General features: G+C 65.3%; 17 protein-coding genes, 1 pseudogene and 1 riboswitch. Of the genes and pseudogenes, 11 read left to right on the top strand and 7 right to left on the bottom strand.

Annotation, left to right across the window (positions count from 1 at the left end; all coding sequences use genetic code 11):
- The first annotated feature begins 62 nt into the window (after positions 1-62).
- From BTH42_RS26625 to BTH42_RS36485, 6 genes and pseudogenes are all read left to right on the top strand, one after another.
- Positions 63-473, top strand: a complete 411-nt coding sequence (locus BTH42_RS26625) for a cupin domain-containing protein (RefSeq protein WP_075304160.1) — start codon at positions 63-65, stop codon at positions 471-473.
- Between the two features lie 51 nt (positions 474-524).
- Entirely contained in the window at positions 525-1,223 is a 699-nt protein-coding gene (locus tag BTH42_RS26620) for a carboxymuconolactone decarboxylase family protein (RefSeq protein WP_075304159.1), read from the top strand.
- A gap of 82 nt (positions 1,224-1,305) precedes the next feature.
- Positions 1,306-1,533, top strand: coding sequence for a tautomerase family protein (locus BTH42_RS26615; RefSeq protein ID WP_075304222.1), 228 nt, complete (start codon positions 1,306-1,308; stop codon positions 1,531-1,533).
- Positions 1,534-1,544: 11 nt separating this feature from the next.
- The gene (locus BTH42_RS26610) at positions 1,545-2,741 is read left to right on the top strand and encodes an MFS transporter (protein WP_143752217.1); all 1,197 of its coding nucleotides are present in this window, start codon (positions 1,545-1,547) and stop codon (positions 2,739-2,741) included.
- A gap of 76 nt (positions 2,742-2,817) precedes the next feature.
- Positions 2,818-3,648: an MgtC/SapB family protein gene (locus tag BTH42_RS26605; protein ID WP_256702291.1), complete on the top strand. Its 831-nt coding sequence runs from the start codon at positions 2,818-2,820 to the stop codon at positions 3,646-3,648.
- A gap of 161 nt (positions 3,649-3,809) precedes the next feature.
- Positions 3,810-4,007, top strand: a pseudogene (locus BTH42_RS36485) (hypothetical protein); the annotation flags it as partial.
- A 126-nt stretch (positions 4,008-4,133) separates the two neighbouring features.
- On the opposite strand, the gene BTH42_RS26595 reads toward BTH42_RS36485, so the two are convergent.
- Positions 4,134-5,069: a LysR family transcriptional regulator gene (locus BTH42_RS26595; protein WP_075304158.1), complete on the bottom strand. Its 936-nt coding sequence runs from the start codon at positions 5,067-5,069 to the stop codon at positions 4,134-4,136.
- Between the two features lie 187 nt (positions 5,070-5,256).
- On the opposite strand from BTH42_RS26595, the gene BTH42_RS26590 reads away from it, so the two are divergent.
- Positions 5,257-6,474, top strand: coding sequence for an FAD-dependent monooxygenase (locus tag BTH42_RS26590; protein WP_075304157.1), 1,218 nt, complete (start codon positions 5,257-5,259; stop codon positions 6,472-6,474).
- Between the two features lie 91 nt (positions 6,475-6,565).
- On the opposite strand, the gene BTH42_RS26585 is transcribed toward BTH42_RS26590, so the two are convergent.
- The 3 genes from BTH42_RS26585 to BTH42_RS26570 form a co-directional block, all read right to left on the bottom strand.
- Positions 6,566-7,879: an MFS transporter gene (locus BTH42_RS26585; RefSeq protein WP_083654930.1), complete on the bottom strand. Its 1,314-nt coding sequence runs from the start codon at positions 7,877-7,879 to the stop codon at positions 6,566-6,568.
- 139 nt (positions 7,880-8,018) lie between these two features.
- Positions 8,019-9,452 carry a carboxylesterase family protein gene (locus BTH42_RS26575; RefSeq protein WP_075304154.1) on the bottom strand — a complete coding sequence of 478 codons (1,434 nt, stop codon included), beginning with the start codon at positions 9,450-9,452 and terminating at the stop codon, positions 8,019-8,021.
- Positions 9,453-9,526: 74 nt separating this feature from the next.
- Positions 9,527-10,630 (bottom strand): porin, encoded by a 1,104-nt coding sequence (locus BTH42_RS26570; protein ID WP_075304153.1) that lies wholly within the window; start codon positions 10,628-10,630, stop codon positions 9,527-9,529.
- A 187-nt stretch (positions 10,631-10,817) separates the two neighbouring features.
- On the opposite strand from BTH42_RS26570, the gene BTH42_RS26565 reads away from it, so the two are divergent.
- The 3 genes from BTH42_RS26565 to BTH42_RS26555 all read left to right on the top strand — a co-directional run bounded on the left by BTH42_RS26565 (position 10,818) and on the right by BTH42_RS26555 (position 13,289).
- Positions 10,818-11,759, top strand: a complete 942-nt coding sequence (locus tag BTH42_RS26565; RefSeq protein WP_075304152.1) for a LysR family transcriptional regulator — start codon at positions 10,818-10,820, stop codon at positions 11,757-11,759.
- Between the two features lie 111 nt (positions 11,760-11,870).
- Positions 11,871-12,497, top strand: a complete 627-nt coding sequence (locus BTH42_RS26560; protein ID WP_075304219.1) for a uracil-DNA glycosylase family protein — start codon at positions 11,871-11,873, stop codon at positions 12,495-12,497.
- A 57-nt stretch (positions 12,498-12,554) separates the two neighbouring features.
- Positions 12,555-12,723: riboswitch (FMN riboswitch) on the top strand.
- A 71-nt stretch (positions 12,724-12,794) separates the two neighbouring features.
- Positions 12,795-13,289, top strand: a complete 495-nt coding sequence (locus BTH42_RS26555) for a 6,7-dimethyl-8-ribityllumazine synthase (RefSeq protein ID WP_075304218.1) — start codon at positions 12,795-12,797, stop codon at positions 13,287-13,289.
- A gap of 46 nt (positions 13,290-13,335) precedes the next feature.
- Here the strand turns inward: BTH42_RS26555 and BTH42_RS26550 are convergent, their stop codons facing one another.
- The 3 genes from BTH42_RS26550 to BTH42_RS26540 are packed head-to-tail and all read right to left on the bottom strand — an operon-like array spanning position 13,336 to position 16,930.
- Complete coding sequence (locus BTH42_RS26550; protein ID WP_075304151.1) at positions 13,336-14,181, bottom strand: dioxygenase; 846 nt, start codon at positions 14,179-14,181, stop codon at positions 13,336-13,338.
- A gap of 30 nt (positions 14,182-14,211) precedes the next feature.
- Entirely contained in the window at positions 14,212-15,270 is a 1,059-nt protein-coding gene (locus BTH42_RS26545; protein ID WP_075304150.1) for a maleylacetate reductase, read from the bottom strand.
- Positions 15,271-15,319: 49 nt separating this feature from the next.
- A complete protein-coding gene (locus BTH42_RS26540) occupies positions 15,320-16,930 on the bottom strand; it encodes a bifunctional 3-(3-hydroxy-phenyl)propionate/3-hydroxycinnamic acid hydroxylase (protein WP_075304149.1) in 1,611 nt (536 codons plus the stop codon).
- Between the two features lie 286 nt (positions 16,931-17,216).
- Here BTH42_RS26540 and BTH42_RS26535 point away from each other — a divergent pair, with 286 nt between their 5' ends.
- On the top strand, positions 17,217-17,861 hold the full coding sequence (locus BTH42_RS26535) for a TetR/AcrR family transcriptional regulator (RefSeq protein ID WP_075304148.1): 645 nt from the start codon (positions 17,217-17,219) through the stop codon (positions 17,859-17,861).
- Positions 17,862-17,905: the final 44 nt, after the last annotated feature.

Here is a 17,905-nt window from a genome sequence, read left to right as displayed (position 1 = left end):
ATTGCCAGGCGTTAAATTAACTGGCAATCCCCTCCCCCTGGCGACACTGACAAGGAACAGTCATGGAATTGAAACGCGCGGGCTCGCAGCCCTCGAAGAAAGGCCCTGAAGAATGGTTTACGGGCACCGTGCGGCTCGACCCGCTGAACGCCCCACCTCCGCCGGCACGCGTTTCGTGTGCGAGCGTCACGTTTGAGCCGGGCGCGCGGACTAACTGGCACACCCACCCGCTCGGCCAAACCTTGATCGTGACAGCCGGCTGCGGCTGGACTCAGTGCGAAGGCGAGCCGCGCGTCGAAATTCGCGCCGGCGACGTCATCTGGTGCCCGCCTGGCCACAAGCATTGGCACGGCGCAACGTCGACGACCGCGATGACACATATCGCCATTCAGGAAGCGCTCGACGGCAAGAACGTCGAATGGCTGGAGAAGGTCACGGACGAGCAGTACCTCGGCGGCGGCGCGCAGAAGTAACTGCGGTTCACGAAGCCGCGGGCCTGCCTCTCAATGAAAAGGACTGAAAACATGCAAGATTCGACGACAGGAGTCGACCCCACTCTCGCTTCACCTGCCTTCGCGCGCTATACGAATCAGACCGTGCTCGGTGATCTCTGGAAGAGGCCGCAACTGAAAGCGCGAGACCGGAGCGTCGTCACGCTGTCGGTACTCGTCGCCCGCAATCAGGCCATCGAGATGCCGTTTCATTTCGGTTTGGCGCTAGATAACGGGGTCAAGCCGGCAGAAATTTCGGAAATGATCGCGCATCTGGCTTTCTATTCGGGCTGGGGGAACGCCACCGCCGCGTCGGCGGTTGTCGCGCGCGTCTTCGCTGAACGCGGCATCGGTTCGGATCAGGCGTCAGCCGCCGAGGTTGCGCTTCTGCCGTTGAATGAAGCGGCTGAGCAGCAGCGCGCGCAGACGGTCGAGGAGAACTTCGGCGAGGTGGCCCCCGGCGTGGTTCAGTACACGACGGACGTTCTGTTTCGCGATCTCTGGTTGCGACCAGGACTTGCGCCTCGCGACCGCAGTCTGGTGACGGTCAGCGCGCTCGTTGCAAACGGCCAGGTCGCGCAAATTCCGTATCACCTCAATCGCGCGATGGACAACGGACTGACCCGGGACGAGGCGTCCGAAGCACTGACGCAGCTTGCTTTCTACGCGGGCTGGCCAAACGTCTTTTCGGCGATGCCCGTATTCAAGGACGTATTTGCAAAGCGGGTTTGACCGCCAGCGCAAATTGAAACGGCAAGTGCGCGTAGCAGCCACTAGCCTGCCCGGTCTGTTTCAACTACAGGAGAACGACGCCATGCCCCATGTCATCGTTAAAGCATGGCCCGGAAAGACGGAGAAGCAGAAGCAACGTCTGGCCGAGGCGATCACCCGCGATGTGATGGAGATCCTTGGCTACGGCGAGGAATCCGTCTCAGTCGGTTTTGAGGAAATCCCATCCGACCGGTGGAAAGAGGAAGTCTATCGACCGGACATCGAGGAGCGCTCTCACACGATTTACAAGAAACCCGGATACAGGATGTAAAGGCACGCTTCATGTACAAGTCACCTATGGCAGCAGTCGCCGCGCAGTCCGTTGTTGCGACACTGATGCCGATAATGATCGCCGTGCTAGCCGGTTTTATCATCATTGGCGTGGCGCTTCCGGTACTGCCTTTGCATGTCAGCAACGATCTCGGTTTCAGTCCATTCGTGGTCGGTCTGGTTGCAGGAGCGCAGTTCGCCGCTTCGTTGTTTTCACGCGTTTGGGCAGGGTCCTTTTCCGACAGGCGGGGCGCGAAACGTGCGGTGCTCGCCGGTCTCGTTGCGGCTGTCGTGGCGGGTCTGCTGTATTTGCTTTCGCTCGCATTCCTCACAGTTCCCACGCTGTCCGTTGCGATCCTGCTGGTCGGTCGCGCGGTGCTCGGCGGGGCCGAGAGCTTCATTATCACCGGGGCAGTCGCCTGGGGGCTCGCGCTGGTAGACCGACAACATGCCGGGAAAGTGATTGCGTGGATCGGAACCGCGATGTTCGCCGCGATGGCGCTCGGCGGACCCATCGGCTCGATCCTGTACACATCGTTTGGATTTTCAGCGATCGCACTCGTCACAGTTCTCCTGCCCCTGGTGGTGCTGTCTTATCTGATGCGGATGCCGGCAATTGCGTCCCATACGCATGGAGAGCACGCCTCTTTCAACACGATCATGCGGGCCGTTTGGCTACCGGGTCTCGGCGCAGCGCTCGCCAGTGTTGGCTACTGCGCGATTCTGGCGTTCAGCTCGCTTCTCTTCACCGATATGCACTGGCAGCCGGTATGGATGGCCTTTACCGCATTCGGTGTCGCACTGATCGCAGCGCGTGCGATTGTCGGGCACCTTCCTGACCGTTTCGGCGGGGCACGGGTCGCGGCAATATTCGTCATCGTTCAGGCAGCGGGCCTGCTGCTTATCTGGCTGGCCAACACTTCGTTGCTTGCATCCGCGGGGGCCGCGCTTGCCGGCTTCGGCTATTCGCTTGTGTATCCGGGGTTGGGCGTCGAGGCAGTCAGCAACATAACGCCACAGAACCGGGGAATGGCGATGGGCATTTACACGGCCTTTCTCGATGTTGCGATGGCTGTCGGCAGCCCCGCGTTGGGATGGGTTGGCGGACACGCCGGTCTGCGCGCGGTGTTTCTGGTCAGTGCCGTCGTTGCCGCATGCACGGCAGGCGTGGCGTTCCGGTTGCTTCGGAAGGGTCGCGTCGCTGTGTGAGTCGGCGACGTGGCTGCGGTCTGCGCAGCCGTAAAGCCAGGTCCCAGGAACAGCGCCCGGGCACGTGCGGGGCATCGTGTGCTCCGGCATCTCCTTTTCATCGCCAACGCATCTCCTTATTCAACTGCATTCGCCGATACGCAAAAACAAAGCGGTCTTAAAGAAAAATATCTACCATCGAGGCTGGTTCGCAGAGCAGATGGAGCAGAACGACATGCACCTCGAAATCGTCCTTGATTTGCTGGCAGCCGTGGCGCTCGGTGCCATGATCGGCGTGGAGCGGCAATGGCGGCAGCGTTTCACGGGTATTGCCACCCATGCACTCGTCGCGCTGGGCGCGGCCACCTTCACGACACTGCCGTTCCTGCTTGGCGCCGAGGAACAGGTCGTGCGGATGGCGGCGCCGGTTGTGTCCGGTATCGGCTTCCTTGGCGCGGGCGTCATCATTCGTGACGGTCTCAGCGTACGCGGACTAAGCACTGCGGCGACAATCTGGGGCACGGGGGCAGTGGGTGTGATCACCGGTAGCGGCTTCCTCGCCACAGCTCTTATCGCAACCGTGCTGATCATCCTATGTAACCTCACGCTGCCGCCGCTAGCGCGGCTCATCTATCGTCACGCTCCGCCTGAACAGAGCAACGAGCGCTACTACATCATCGAAGTGGTCGCTCAGGCGCAACAGGAAGCGCTCATTCGCGCCACGCTATTGCAACGTCTGGACGCCAACGGCCTCTCACTCCAGAGCCTGGAGAGCCACGCGTTGAAGAGCAGCGTGCAGGTCGAAGTGAATGCCGTGGTGTTTTCGCCCCAGCAACACGATCAGCAACTCGAAGTACTAGTCGGCGAACTCGCGCTTGCGCCCTATGTGTCGGCGGTGAGCTGGTCGGTCAGCGACGGGCCGCAATGACGGTGCGATCGATACGCAACGCCGCCCCACCCCTCAGGTCCACCGCTTGCTCCACACCCACGCGCCGCCCATTCAATAGCCAACAACAAGCTGATACGCGTCGACGCGCGAACACATCTATTGGCATAGGAAGGACAACGTAACTCATATTCGCTCACTGAATGAGCCGCGGCGTCTATTGGGACAAGGACACGACCACCCGCACCGTCAGCGCCGGAACCGGCCCGCAACTGCCGGCGTCGAACGGCCTCACGACCGCGCAGATGAGCGACGCGGCCAGCTTCGTCGGCTGGGACTTCGGCCCCGGCGGCGTCTGGGCGATGCCGGCCGGCGCGACGCACCCGGTTCTGAGCTGGCAGCAGTCGCACCAGACGCAGCGGCAGCGCAAACGGCAACACAACTGGCGACACAGCACAGCCGGAAGCGCGATCGGCAGGACAACCGGAAGCTGCACCGGAAGCTCGACCGGAACCCGGCGGCCCGCCCTACTCAGCCTTCGACCGGCGCGCCGGCTTGTGCGGGTCCGCGAACAGCTCGGCCACAACCCCGCGCAACCAGCGATTGCCCTCATCCTGCTGGACCCGCTCGTGCCACAGCAGATGAATCGGCGCGCCCGGCAACGACACCGGCAGACCGCACATGCTCAACGAAAACGGCTCGGCCAGCTGCAACGCGAGCCGCTCCGGCACGGTCGCGATCAGATCGGTGCGTTGCAGGATATAGCCGACGCTCATGAAATGCGGCACGGTCAGCCGCACCTGCCGCCGCACGCCGCGCCGCTTCAGCGACTCCTCGACCTGACCGTGGCCAGTGCCGCCCGACACCACCACCAGATGCTCGGCCTCGCGCCAGCGCGCGAGCGTGAGCGGCGCCTGTTCGAGCGGATGGCCGCGCCGGAACAGGCACACGTAGCGCTGATCGAACAGGCGGCGCTGGTAGAAGCCGCCCTTCAGTTGCGGCAGCAAACCGATCGCGAGATCGACGCGGCCGTCCGCCATCTGCTCGCCGAGGTTCACGCCGGTATTGCGCACCGTGTTCAACACGACGCCCGGCGCTTCGCGCGCCAGCCGTTCGAGCAGCGCCGGCAGAAACACCACTTCGCCGATATCGGTCATGCCGAGCGTGATCGTGCGAGTCGCGCGCAGCGGATCGAAACCGGTCACCGGATTGAGCGCGGCGCGCAGCGTCGCGAGCGCCTGCGCGACCGGGTCCGCGAGACGCAGCGCGAACGGTGTCGGCACCACGCCGCCCGGCCCGCGCACGAACAGCGGATCGCCGAGCCGGCGCCGCAGCTTCGCGAGCGCATTACTGACGCCGGGCTGGCTCATGTTCATCTGCTCGGCCACGCTCGCCACGCGCCGCTCCTGCATCAGGCGATGAAACAGCAACAGCAGGTTAAGGTCGATCTCGCTCAGTTCCATGATTCAGGCCTTCCGTCGATCGTTGAAAATCGATCATTCAAATTAGTGATGAAGCAGATTCCATCCATTTTATTGTGGAATGAGACCTGGCCACCGAGAATAGCTCCACGTCACGGCGCACACATTCGACGCCCCGGCGGCACGCGCCAGCCCCTCGCTTATAAATCTGAATCGCGGAGACACAGTCATGAAACACCCTGACCTGAAAATCGCCATCGTCGGCGCCGGTATCGGCGGCCTGACGCTCGCGCTCGCCTTGCGCGAGCATGGGATCGACGCACAACTCTACGAACAGACCGACGAACTGCGCGAAGTCGGCGCGGCCGTCGCGCTGTCGGCCAACGCAACGCGCTTCTACGACCGGATGGGCCTGCGCGCGCAATTCGAGAAGGTGGTCGCCGAAGTGCCCGGCCTCGTCTATCGCGACGGCCGCAGCGGCGAGGTGATCGGTCATCATCGCGGCACGCCCGACTATCGCGGGCAATTCGGCGGCTCGTACTGGGGCATTCATCGCGCCGATCTGCAGGCCATTCTGTCGAGCGCGGTCGGCCTCGAACATATCAAGCTCAGCCATCGGCTCGTCGACCTGACCCAGCATGCCGACCACGTCGAACTGACGTTCCAGAACGGCGAGCGCGTGAGCGCGGATCTGGTGATCGGCGCCGACGGCGCGCGCTCGCTGACGCGCCGCTGGATGCTCGGCTACGACGACGTGCTGTATTCGGGTTGCTCGGGCTTTCGCGGCGTAGTGCCGGCCGAGCGCATGGATCTGTTGCCCGATCCCGAAACCATTCAGTTCTGGGTCGGCCCGGGCGGTCACCTGCTGCACTACCCGATCGGCGACAAGGGCGATCAGAACTTCCTGCTGGTGGAGCGGCATCCGTCGCCGTGGCCGTCGCGCGACTGGGTGATGCCGGCTACCGAAGGCGAGCAGTTGCGTCTGTTCAAGGACTGGCATCCGGCCGTCGTGCAGATGATCAGCGCGGTACCGATCAGCCAGCGCTGGGGTCTGTTCCACCGTCCGCCGCTCGGCCGCTGGAGCAAGGGCCGCGTGACGCTGATCGGCGATGCCGCGCATGCGCTGGTGCCGCACCACGGGCAGGGCGCGAACCAGTCGATCGAAGACGCGGTGGTGTTGGCCGATCAACTCGTGAAGGCGGGTCCGGGCAACTGGCGCGAAGCGCAGGAATCCTACGAACGTCTGCGGCGCGGGCGCACCCGCAAGGTTCAGTACGCGTCGATTTCGACCGCCGACGTGCTGCATCTGCCGGACGGTCCCGCCGCGACCGAGCGCAATGCGCGGCTCGGCTCACGCGAGAAGGTGCTGCATCACCTCGACTGGATTCACGATTTCGACGCGTTGTCGGAAGAGCCGAACGAGCGTCAGGGCGGTACGTGGCTTTGAGGCTTCGGCTTTGAGGCTTTGACTTTAAGACCTCCGTTTTGATAGCAGTTTCGATTGCCGCGTCGCTTACGGGCACGCGGCAATCTCGCGTTTACACGGCCGGCGCGGCCGACGCGGCGATCGATCGTTGCCGCCGCGCATGCAGATACGACAGCGCGAGCAGCACGATGGTCAGCGCGATCGGCACGCAACTGAGCAGCACGATCCGCTGCGACGCGAATCCCAACGACAGCAACGCACCGGCAGTCGCCGGCCCGACAATCGCACCGACGCGCCCCGCCGCCGCCGCGCCGCCCACCGCCGTCGTACGCAGCGCGGCCGGATAGGACAGCACCGCGAGCGTCGCCTGCCCGACGCAACTGCTGGTCGTGCCCGCGCCGACGCCGGCGATCAGCAGCAGCACCGCGCCCTGCCCGAGCGGCAACAGCCCCAGACACACGATGCAGCCGATCGCCAGTGCGGCAAGCGCGATCAACGACCGCTGCACGCCGTAGCGTCCCACCAGCGCCAGCAGCACCAGATTGCCGGCAATGCCGCCGAGCGCGCTGGCGGCCGAGCCGAGCGCGGCGGTCGCCGGCGCGAAGCCGTACGACACCAGCAAGGTCGGCACCCAGAACATGAATTGATAAGTGACCAGAAAGGCGACGAACGCGATTGCCCAGATCAGCACCGTCGTCAGTGCGAACGGCCGTTGAAACAGCGCACTGAGCCGGGGCCGCGAACTGTTCTCCTGCGCGGCCGCATTGCTGGTATTGGCGGCATTGCCGGTATTGCCGGGAGATACGCCGCCCGCTTCACCCGGGTCCGTGCCGCGCAACGCGAGTCGCACGAACGGCAGCAACACAAGCGGCAACACCCCGCCGACGACAAACACCGACTGCCAGCCATAGCGCGCGATCAGCAACGCCGCCAGCAGGCCGCCGAGCGCGGCGCCCGCCGACAGACCGGTGGTGGCCGCGACCGTGGCCGCCGCGCGGAAACGCTCGCCGGCCTGATCGGCGGTGCAGGAAATCGCGGCCGGCACCACGCAGCCCAGGCAGATCGCGGTGATCCCGCGCATCGCCGCGATGGCGCCGATCGAGCCGGCGAACGCGGTCGCGAGCGACAGCGCGCCGAACGCGAACATCGCCGCCGACATCACGTTGCGCCGTCCCCAGCGCTCGACCAGCGCGCCGCTGAGCAGATAGCCGAGTACCGCGCCGATGCTGGTCGCGACGAACGCGGGCGTCAGCGCGGCCGGCGCGATGTGCCATTGCAGCGCGAGCGTCGGCGCGACGTACGCAATCGACGCGGTGTCGAAACCGTCGACCGCCATGATGGCGAAGCAGACGGCGCAGATGATCCACGTCTTCGTGTCGGTTTGCGGCGACGCGTGGGGGGATTGCGCGAGAGAAACGGGCTTCATGGTTGCGTTGGACGTGGGCCGGAAAATTGAAGAAAACGATGAACGGACGTGGCAGCGGACGCGGCGCGCCCGCTGCCACTCCGCCGGTCAGCCGCGATCGTAAGCGAGATCGCGAGCGGGATCATCTGCGCGAATCGGATTAGCGATCGAACGGCATCACGAACGGCGTCGCATCGCTGAACGCGGGCCAGCCGTCGATACCGGGATCGCCATCGCGCGCGAAGTTGACGATCGCGGTACTGAAGCGCGTCGCCAGTGGCTGCAATTCGTCGGCGTCGAAATGCGCGAGCATCGGCGCGTCGAACCAGTCGGCCAGATTGTCGAAGAAGAACGGCAGATCGAGACAATGCGGCGCGTACAGATGCGGCTGCCGCGTCTGCATATCGAAGCGGTACGCGAACGCGCGCCCCGCTTTGCCGTACTCGCTCGCGAGACTCAGCGCGGGCAGCCCGAACGCTTCGGCCGACGTCGCATCGATCCACTGCGTGTACGGCGTTGCACGCGCGCGGCGCGACGCCGCTTCCAGATAGCGAGCGGGTGCCGCGTCGCCATGGAGCCGCCGGTACAACGCGAACACCTGGTCGGGCGCGCGCTCGAGCGCGTCGGCCTGCTGCCAGTGGAACGAAGTGTTCTCGTCGCGTGTGAAGCCGACCAGCACCTCGCGGCAATGCGCGTGCGCCGCGGACGTCTCCGGTTCGTCCATCCAGTCGTGCAGCAGCGCGCCGTCCGCGTATGGACGAAACAGCGGCGTGATCGAGCCGTGCGCGGCGAACTCGCGCGTCACCGCGAGCACCGCGCCGAGCACCGCGGTCGACGGCGCCTGCGCGAGCGCAGCCAGATCCGCCGCGCCGAGCCGGTTCATCACCTGCTGGGTCGCCTCGCCGATCTCCGCGCGCGTCGCGCTGATGCGGCCCGGGCAGCTCATCAGGATCGCGCGTTGAAACAGCCCGCGGCTTTCGTCGCACAGCGTCAGCATGCGGGTCAGCGCGGCGCCCGCCGACTGGCCCGACAGCGTCACGCGCGCCGGGTCGCCGCCGAACCCGCCGATATTCGCGGCGATCCAGCGCAGCGCGGCCAGCACGTCGCGCACCGCGTTGTTGGCCGGCGCGCCCGCCGCGCACAGATTGCCCCAGATGCCGAGCCGGTAGTTGACGGTGACGACCACCACCTGGCCGTTGCGCGCGAGCGTGCCGCCGTCGTACCAGCGGGTGCCGCCGCCGGAGCTGAAGCCGCCGCCGTGCACGAACACCAGCACCGGCAGGTTGTGCGCGCCGCGCGGCGCGAACACGTTCACGGTGAACGCGTGCTCCGATTGCGGATAGGCATCGATGGCCGGGCCCATGATCGACGCGAGGCGGCTTTGCGGTTGCACGAACACGGCCGGCACGCGCGCGCAGTCGAGCGTGTCGTTCCACGGCTGCACCGGGCCCACTTCGGCGAACGGACCGAGTTCGCCGCCGGCCGCGCCGTACGGCACGCCGAGCCAGCTATCGACTCCGTCCGTGGATATACCGCTGACCTTGCCGGCTTGCGTGGCGACGACCGGAGCGGCGGCTTGCGATGAAAGTTGCATTGCGAGGGTTCCTGAAGCGTAGAAAGCGTAGAGATGAGGTTGGGATAGCGAGGCGAATCGGTTTGACGGATCGCTCAGAAAACGGTCTGCAACCCTAACGACGTGATCACTTGCGAGCCCGAACCCGACGCGCCGGGCGTGCCGCCGATCTGCGCTTTCGCGCCCGGTCCGCTCGCGCGTTGCGCGACCACGACCACATACACCGTGGTGCGCGGCGAGAAGTTGTACTTCAGCGACGCCGCCAGACTTTGCGCGCGCTTGTCGAGCAGCACCTGGTTGCCGTCCATGAAGGTGTAGGTCAGCGTGGTGCCGAGCGCCGGCGTGATGTCGTAGCCGACGGTCGCGTCGTACGCGGCGATCTGGCCGCCGGTCGCGGTGTTGCGCGACCACGTCGCGAGCAATGCGAACCGCCACGGCGCGGGACGCACGTTGGCGCCGACGCCGATGTTGCGAATCCCGCCGTCGCCGTTGTTGATCTGCGGGTACTTGGCCAGCGTGTACGCGGCGCCGACGCCGAGCAGCGCGTTCGAATAGTTCACGCCGAAGCTGTTCGACGACGACGCGCCGAATCGCCCCGCCTGACCGCCGAAGCCGTACATCGCGCCGAACGTCAGACCGCTGAAATTGGCCGACGCGAACTTCACGGTGTTGTTGAGCGCCTCGCCGTTCACGCGGTCGAAGTCGGTCGCGCCGCCCGTGCCGTACGGCACGCCGAAGCCCGCGAACGGCCCCTGGTGGCTGCCGACGATGCCCGCGAAGTACGAGCCGGCATAGCCGTTTATTGCGAGGTCGAACATGAAGTCGCGATGCGAGCCGGCGGTCAGCGTGCCCCAGCCGTTCGACAGCCCGACATACGACTCGCGCGAGAACATCGAACCGGTGCCGCCGAGATTCGCGCCGTTCGCGACGCTGAACATCGTCGAGAGCAGGAATACCGACTTCACGCCGCCGCCGAGGTCTTCGCTGCCGCGCAGGTAGAAGAAGTTCGGCCGCAGCACGCCGGCCGGACTCATATAGGTCGACGAGCTGCCGCCGACGTCGCTCAGATAGTTGACGCCGGCGCCGACCAGTCCGCCGAGCTGCACGCCGCTGCTTTGCACATGCGCCGCTGGAATCCCCAATGCGCTCGCCACGGCAATCGCGGTCGCGTAGCGGCGGTAAGTTTTGTGTTTTTTCATCGCGAGTCTGTTCGAAGAAGTGGCTCCGGGTGGCCAGGAGCGTGGCCGTATAATCCGGCGGACACGCGGGGCCCTCCCTCCTGACGGCCCCGCGCGGCTTCGACAGAAGTCTGCGGCGACTCGGCGCGCCAATAAAACGAATTAACCGGCACACGAGATGAAGAAAGTTCATCCCGGGAAAGACCCAATGGAAGAGACCAGAAAACGCGTGGGCCGCCTGAAGATGCGGCATCTTTCGGTGATCCACGAAATTGCCCGCACCGGCAGCCTGCAAAAGGCCAGCGAACAGTTGGCGTTGACGCAGTCGGCGGTATCGAAGGCGCTGACGGAAGCCGAGGCGTTGATGGGCACGCAGCTGTTCGAGCGCACGCCGTACGGTTCGCGCGCGACCCTGCAGGGCGAAGTGCTGATCCGCTACAGCGCGAAAGTGATGGCCGATCTCGAACGCGCGGAAGACGAATGCGATGCGCTGTTGCGCGGCCAGGCGGGCAAGCTGACGGTCGGCGTGTTCGCGCCGGTGGGCTGGTGGGATGCGCTCGCGCGCTGCGTCAGCGAGTTCGGCAAGATCGCGCCGCGCGTGGAGTTGACGCTGCGCCAGGCGTCGATGGAGCAGTTGCTGTCGCAACTCGATGCCGGCGACGTCGACCTGGTGATCGGCCGCTGGGCCGAGCGCGACCGGCCCGGCGTGCTGAATATCGAGCCGATTTTCCACGACGGCGGTCCCGCGTTCGTGTGCCGCGCGCATCATCCGCTGGCCAGCAAGACGCCGACGCTCGAAGAACTCGCCGCCTATCCGTGGTTTTTGCCGGAAGGCCCGAGCGTGCTGCTGACGAACCTGCGCAACGCGCTCGATGCCGCGCGCGTGCCGCTGCCGCATCGGGTGATTTATTCGCACGTCTACACGATCAATCTGGCGATCTGCGCGCATAGCGACACGCTCGCGCTGCTGCCCGGTTTCGCGATGGATGAAGTCGGCGCGATGTACGGGCTGCGCCGCGTGAATTTCCAGTTGCCGCTCGACGCGATGGCGCTGTCGGCGATCTGGCGGGCAGGAATGGCGGAGCCGGAATTGACGCAGAAATTTACCGCGCTGCTGAAGAGTTATTGCCAGGGTGGTAATCCGGCATGAGCGCATGACAGCGTGCGGGCCGCGCCGAGCGACGTGTTGCGCGACGGCTTCGCGCTCTGGTCGCGCAGTCACCGGCGTATCATCACCGACTATCTGTTGATGCACGGCGATATGGCTGTCACGAACAAACGCTCCAATTCCCCCGCCTCACTCGACCTGCTGCTGCGCGAGATCCGCGCGTGCACGCTGTGCGCGCCGCTGCTGCCGCATGCGCCTCGTCCGGTGCTGGTCGCATCGGCGCACGCGCGGATTCTGATCGTCGGCCAGGCGCCGGGCGCGAAAGTGCACGCGTCCGGCGTGCCGTGGAGCGACGCGAGCGGCGCGCGGCTGCGCACATGGCTCGGCGTCGACGACGCGACGTTTTACGACCCATCGAAATTCGCGATCGTGCCGGTCGGCTTCTGTTTTCCGGGGCGCGGCGCGAGCGGAGATTTGCCGCCGCGGCCCGAATGCGCGAGCCGCTGGCATCGCGAGCTGCTCGCGCATATGAAGTCGGTGCGGCTCACGCTGCTGATCGGCCAGTACGCGCAATGCTTCGGACTAGGCGATGCATTCGGCCCGACGATGACCGACACCCTCGTGCGCTGGGCCGAATTCGGCGCGCAGGTGATGCCGTTGCCGCATCCGTCGCCGCGCAATATCGCGTGGTTCAAACGCAATCCGTGGTTCGAAGGCGAGATGCTGCCGACACTGCGCGAGCGGGTCGCCGCCGCGTTGACAAGTGACCACGACGACTGAACGGCTACCCGGCAATTCGCGCGAATTCGTGGTAACGTACGGCCCGTTCGTCAACGAACACGTTCTCGGGGCGGGGTGAAATTCCCCACCGGCGGTAATCGTCTTTGCACAAGACGTAGCCCGCGAGCGCTCTGTTTGGGCAGCCACAACGGCAGTTAAACAGAGGTCAGCAGACCCGGTTGGATTCCGGGGCCGACGGTCATAGTCCGGATGAAAGAGAACAGGACGGCCAGCATCCTCGCTTCGGCGGGGACGCTGCCGTTCTACGCCCTGTTCACACAAAACAGGCTGAAGTCCATGAACAAACCTCTCTTTTCCAACGCACCGGCAGCTTCGGTTTCCTCCAACGAGCGTCCGCGTCTCGCGTTCATTCAGGCATGCTGGCATCGCGACATCGTCGATCAATGCAAGAGCTCGTTCCTCGAAGCGATCAAGGAATACGGCTATAGCGCCGACGATATCGATCTGTTCGAAGTGCCCGGCGCTTTCGAAATTCCGCTGCACGCAAAGCGTCTCGCGCAAAGCGGCCGTTATGCGGGCATCGTCGCGGCGGGTCTGGTGGTCGACGGCGGGATTTACCGGCACGAGTTCGTCGCGCAGGCGGTCATCAACGGGCTGATGCAGGTGCAGCTTGAAACCGGCACGCCAGTTTTCTCGGCGGTGCTGACGCCGCATCATTTCCACGGTGAAGAACACGTGAAGTACTTCCGCGAGCACTTCCTCGTGAAGGGCGCGGAAGCGGCGTGTGCTTGCGCGGACACGGTGAGCAAGCTGGCGGCGTTGGCGGCTTAAGCGCAGAAAAAACGCTGCAAAAACGCAGCGCCTCGTCACGCGCCAGTTACTCCTTAACCGGCGTCAGCACGAAATCGAACGGCGAGCGCCACACGGTGCCGCCGCTCTCCACACGTTCGAACGGCGCGACCAACGTCTCCTTCACGCCGAACACCGCATCGGAGCCGAGGTACGTATCGTCGCCGACGAACGTATGGGTGACGATCTTCTCGAAGCCCGGCGCGCTGACGATGAAGTGCATATGCGCGGGCCGGTACGGATGCCGGCCCAGCGCGGCGAGCATCTTGCCGACCGGGCCATCGTCCGGAATCGGATACGACACCGGCTTGATGCCGACGAAGCGGTACTGCCCATCCGCACCGGTCGTGAACACGCCGCGGTTATTCCATTTCGGCTGAATGCCGGGTTGCTGCACGTCGTAGAAACCATCCGGGTTATCGGACCAGACATCGAGCCGCGCGCCGGCAACCGGCTTGCCCTGAAGATCGACCACGCGCCCTTCGAACATGCAGCTCTCGCCTTTGCCGTCGAGTGTGATGCGCTCGCCCATCTGCCGTTGCGGTGCATCGGCGACGTGAAACGGACCGAGCACCGTGTTCTCGGTCGCGCCCGCCGGACGACGGTGATTGATCGCATCGACCAGCATCGACGCGCCGAGCGTGTCGCTCAGCAGAATGAACTCCTGGCGCTCGTTGCCGCACAGCTGCCCGGTTTGCGTCAGAAATTCGATCGCGAATTCCCACTCCTGCTGGGTCAATTGCACGTCCTTGATAAACGCGTGCAGGTGTTTGACGAGCGAAGCCATCACGGTCTTCACGCGTGGATCGATGTCCGCGCTCATGCGCGCGTTCACTGCTTCGGTCGAACCCGTTTCGGTAAAGAACTGGGACATACGATTGATTCCTTTGAATGAGATGAACCGTTACTCGGGCCGCGCGCCTTCCCATGCGCGCTGCAACAGTTCGCGCACCGCCGCGCGTTCGACCGGACGTGGATTCCAGTACGGATTTTTCACCGCGAGATCGGCCGCTGCATCGAGTTGGGACTGCTTCATGCCGAGATCTTTCAGCGCACGCGGCGCGCTGAGCGAGCCGGCGAAATCGTACAGCCCGGCGCCGATCGTGTCGCCGAACAGATCGGCCAGCGGCTGCAGTTGCTCGCGCGCGACCGGCGCGTTGTAAGCGGCCGAATGCGGCAGCACGATCGCGTGCGTCTCCGCGTGAGGCAGCTCGAAGCTGCCGCCGAGCGTATGACAGAGCTTGTGATGCAGGGACATGCCGACAGTGCCGAGCACCGAGCCGCACAGCCACGATCCGTACAGCGCGTCGGCGCGCGCGGCGAGATCGTCCGGACGCGCGACGATCGTGCGGAGTGCGTCGCGCAGCGCCCGCACGCCTTCGACCGCCATCAGCGACGTCACCGGATTGCGGTCGCGGGCGTAGACGCCCTCCACCGCATGCGCGATCGCGTTCAAGCCGCTCGTCACGCTGATCGCGACCGGCAGGCCGAGCGTCAGCAGCGGGTCGTAGATCACGACTTCGGGCAGTATCTTCCGGTCGCGCATCGTCGTCTTGATGCCGTCCTCGGTCTGGCCGAGGATCGGCGTCACTTCCGAGCCCGCATAGGTGGTCGCGACCACGATCTGCGGCGCGTCGTTGCGCCATGCGATCGCCTTGCCGAGCCCGATCGTCGAGCCGCCGCCGAGCGCGACCACGCAGTCGGCGCGCGCCGCGTCGAACGCGGCGAGCGCCTTGAGCGTGACGGCGACCGGCGTGTGCATCGCGGCTTCGCTGAATACTCCCGCTGCCAGCGGGCCGAGTCGCGCGGCCAGTTGTTGCGCGTCGGCCTGTTGCGCCGGCGTCGACAGCACCAGCGCGCGGCGCGCGCCGAGCCGCTCGATTTCGGCCGCGACCGCTTCGCTGCTGCCGGGCCCGAACAGCACGCGGCCCGGGTTGATGTCGTAGGTAAAGCGTTCAGTCATGAAGTGGCTCCGTATTCACGCAACTTCGTAGGCAATTTCGCAGGCAACTTCACGCGACTTCCGGCACGCGCAGATGCAGCTTCGCGACGACCTCGTCGAAGCGCCGGCACAACAGTTCGACACTGCTCGCGGTGGCCGCGACGTAGAAGTCGGGACGCAGCAATACATAGGTTGCATCGATATCGGCGAGCCAGCGCTGGTAGGTGGCTTCGATATCCACTGCATCGCACTGCGTGCCGGGCGTGCCGATCGTCGCGGTCCGGCCTCCGAGCAACGCCAGTTGCGCGACCCGCTCGCTGCCCAACGCCTGTGCCGGATCGGCATCCAGACCGAGCACGAACCAGCCGTGACCCACCGCCTGGTCGAAACGATCGCGCGTACCGTTCGCGTCGACCACGCCCTGCACCGACAACTCGCCCGCATGCGCGGATTCGGCGGACCACGCGCCCGGCCCCAGGTGACACAGATCGGTCGGCACCGGCCGGTTCTCGCGGGCCGCGAGGTCGGCCTTCATCTTCACGTCGCGCTCGGCCGCTTCCTGTTCGTTCGCAATGCAGATGATCTTGCCGAGCTCCTGGCTGAACTCGATGTAGTGCTTCGCATGGTCGAGGCGCTCGCTCGTATAGCTGTCGAGCACCGCGTCCGACAGCGTGCCTTCGAGGATCGCATTCAGGCGCCAGCCGAGCGCGAACGCGTCGCGCAGGCCCGCGCACATCCCCTCGCCCGCGAACGGCGGCATCAGATGCGCGGCATCGCCGGCAATCGCGCAACGGCCGCGATTCCACGTCTTCGCCCAGCGCGCCTGAAAGCGGTAGACCGCGCTGCGCTCGAGTTCGGCGTTCGCCGGCGTCATGCCCCACGGTTCGAGCAACTGCCACGCGCGCTCGGGCGTCTGCATCTGCTCGACCGATTCGCCCGGCAACACCATGAACTCCCAGCGACGCCGCCCCGGGCCGCCGGGCACGATCGTGGTCGGACGCTTCGGATCGCACAGCTGCCACTGCGCGGGCTGCTCCGCGTATTCGTGCTGCGGGATCACGTCGAGAATCAGCCAGTCGAAAAAGTAGCCCCTGTCCTCGTTGTCGATGCCGAGCGCGTCGCGCACGAAGCTGTTCGCGCCGTCGGCCCCGACCAGGTACTTCGCGCGCAGCGTGCGGGTCGCGCCGCTCGCGCTGTCTTCCTGCGGATTGCGGCGTAGCGACACCGTCACGCCGTCGGCATCCTGAACCAGTGCGGTGCCTTCCCAACCGCGCCACTGCGTGATCTCCGGCATCGCGTCGACAATGCGGGTCAGGCGCGCTTCGAGGTCCGGCTGGTTGAACCAGTAACGCACCCGCCAGCCCGACGCGGACTGACTCTGCCAGTCGACGATCTGCAGGTTCTCGCCGCGCGCGTCTTTCCAGTAGTACAGCTCATCGTGGTACGAAATGGCCGGATCGTTTTCCGAATCGATCCCGAGCGTCGCGAGGATGCGCGCGATTTCGTGGTCGTAGGTCACCGCGCGCGGCCGGCCATAGGCCTGCGACCAGCGCTCGACCAGCGTCACGCGCTTGCCGCGCTGACCGAGCAGGATCGCGAGCAGCGTGCCGACGGGCCCGCCGCCGATGATGGCGACGTCGGTATCGAACGAGGCGTTCGCGGAACAAACAGCGGCATTCATGCAGTGTCTCCCTGATTCGTTGTCCTGATCGGCGTGCGAGCGGCAAGCACGCGGATGACGGCGTCGAGGGTCGCCGACCGCTTTGTCGGCCGCCGAACCTCGCGTGAAACAGAATGTAGATCAAAACTGAATGTTCGTCACATATGGTAAACACTCAACTCCGTTTCTCAGTCATTGGCATCGGGGGGCGGAACAGGAAAGGCGTAGCACAAAGCCTCGCGGCGGATTTTTCAGCGCGCGATTCGTACTAGAATGTTCGTCAATACTGAATTCGGGAAGAACTTCGATGAATACCCCGTCCAGACAGGGCGATCAGGAAGGACGCGTCGCGCGTCGGCAGCGGCGCAATCGCGAGGCGCTGATCAAGGCCGCGGGCACGATCATGAGCGAGAAAGGCATCGACGCCGCGACGATGCTGGAGATCGCCGAACTCGCCGATGTAGGTGCGGGGACGGTGTACAACTACTTCAAGTCGAAGGACGAACTCGCGATCGCGGTCCTCGAAGAAATGATGCACGAGCTGGCGCTGCGGATAGAACAGGCGACCGCCGGCCTCGCCGATCCCGCCGCCGTCTATGCGTTCGGAATCCGAACCGTTCTCGATGCGGCGACCACCGACATCCGCTGGAAAGAAATGCTGTATCGCTCGGAAGTGATCGCCGACGCGCTGTTCCGGCGCATGGGGCCGTTTGCGATTCGCGACCTGCGCAACGCGATGGACGCGGGACTATTTCCGGTGGCGGATCCTGAACTCGTGTGGCATCTGAGCGCGCATGCGATCGTCGGCGCGAGTCTCGCGATCACCACGGACCGGCTGCCAGCCAGCGTGAATGACGAGATCGTCACGCGGCTGCTGTGCATGACCGGCATTGGCGCCGACGCGGCCGCGGAACTGGCGGGACGCCCGAGGCCGGCGTCCGTGGTCGGATAAACCTCGGCGCGAAGCGGACCGCTGCGGGTGCCGCTTCGCTCGAC

Source organism: Burkholderia sp. SRS-W-2-2016, assembly GCF_001931485.1.
Taxonomy (GTDB): domain Bacteria; phylum Pseudomonadota; class Gammaproteobacteria; order Burkholderiales; family Burkholderiaceae; genus Paraburkholderia.
Note: the sequence above shows the minus strand (reverse complement) of the source record. Positions and strands in the feature narration are given on the sequence as shown.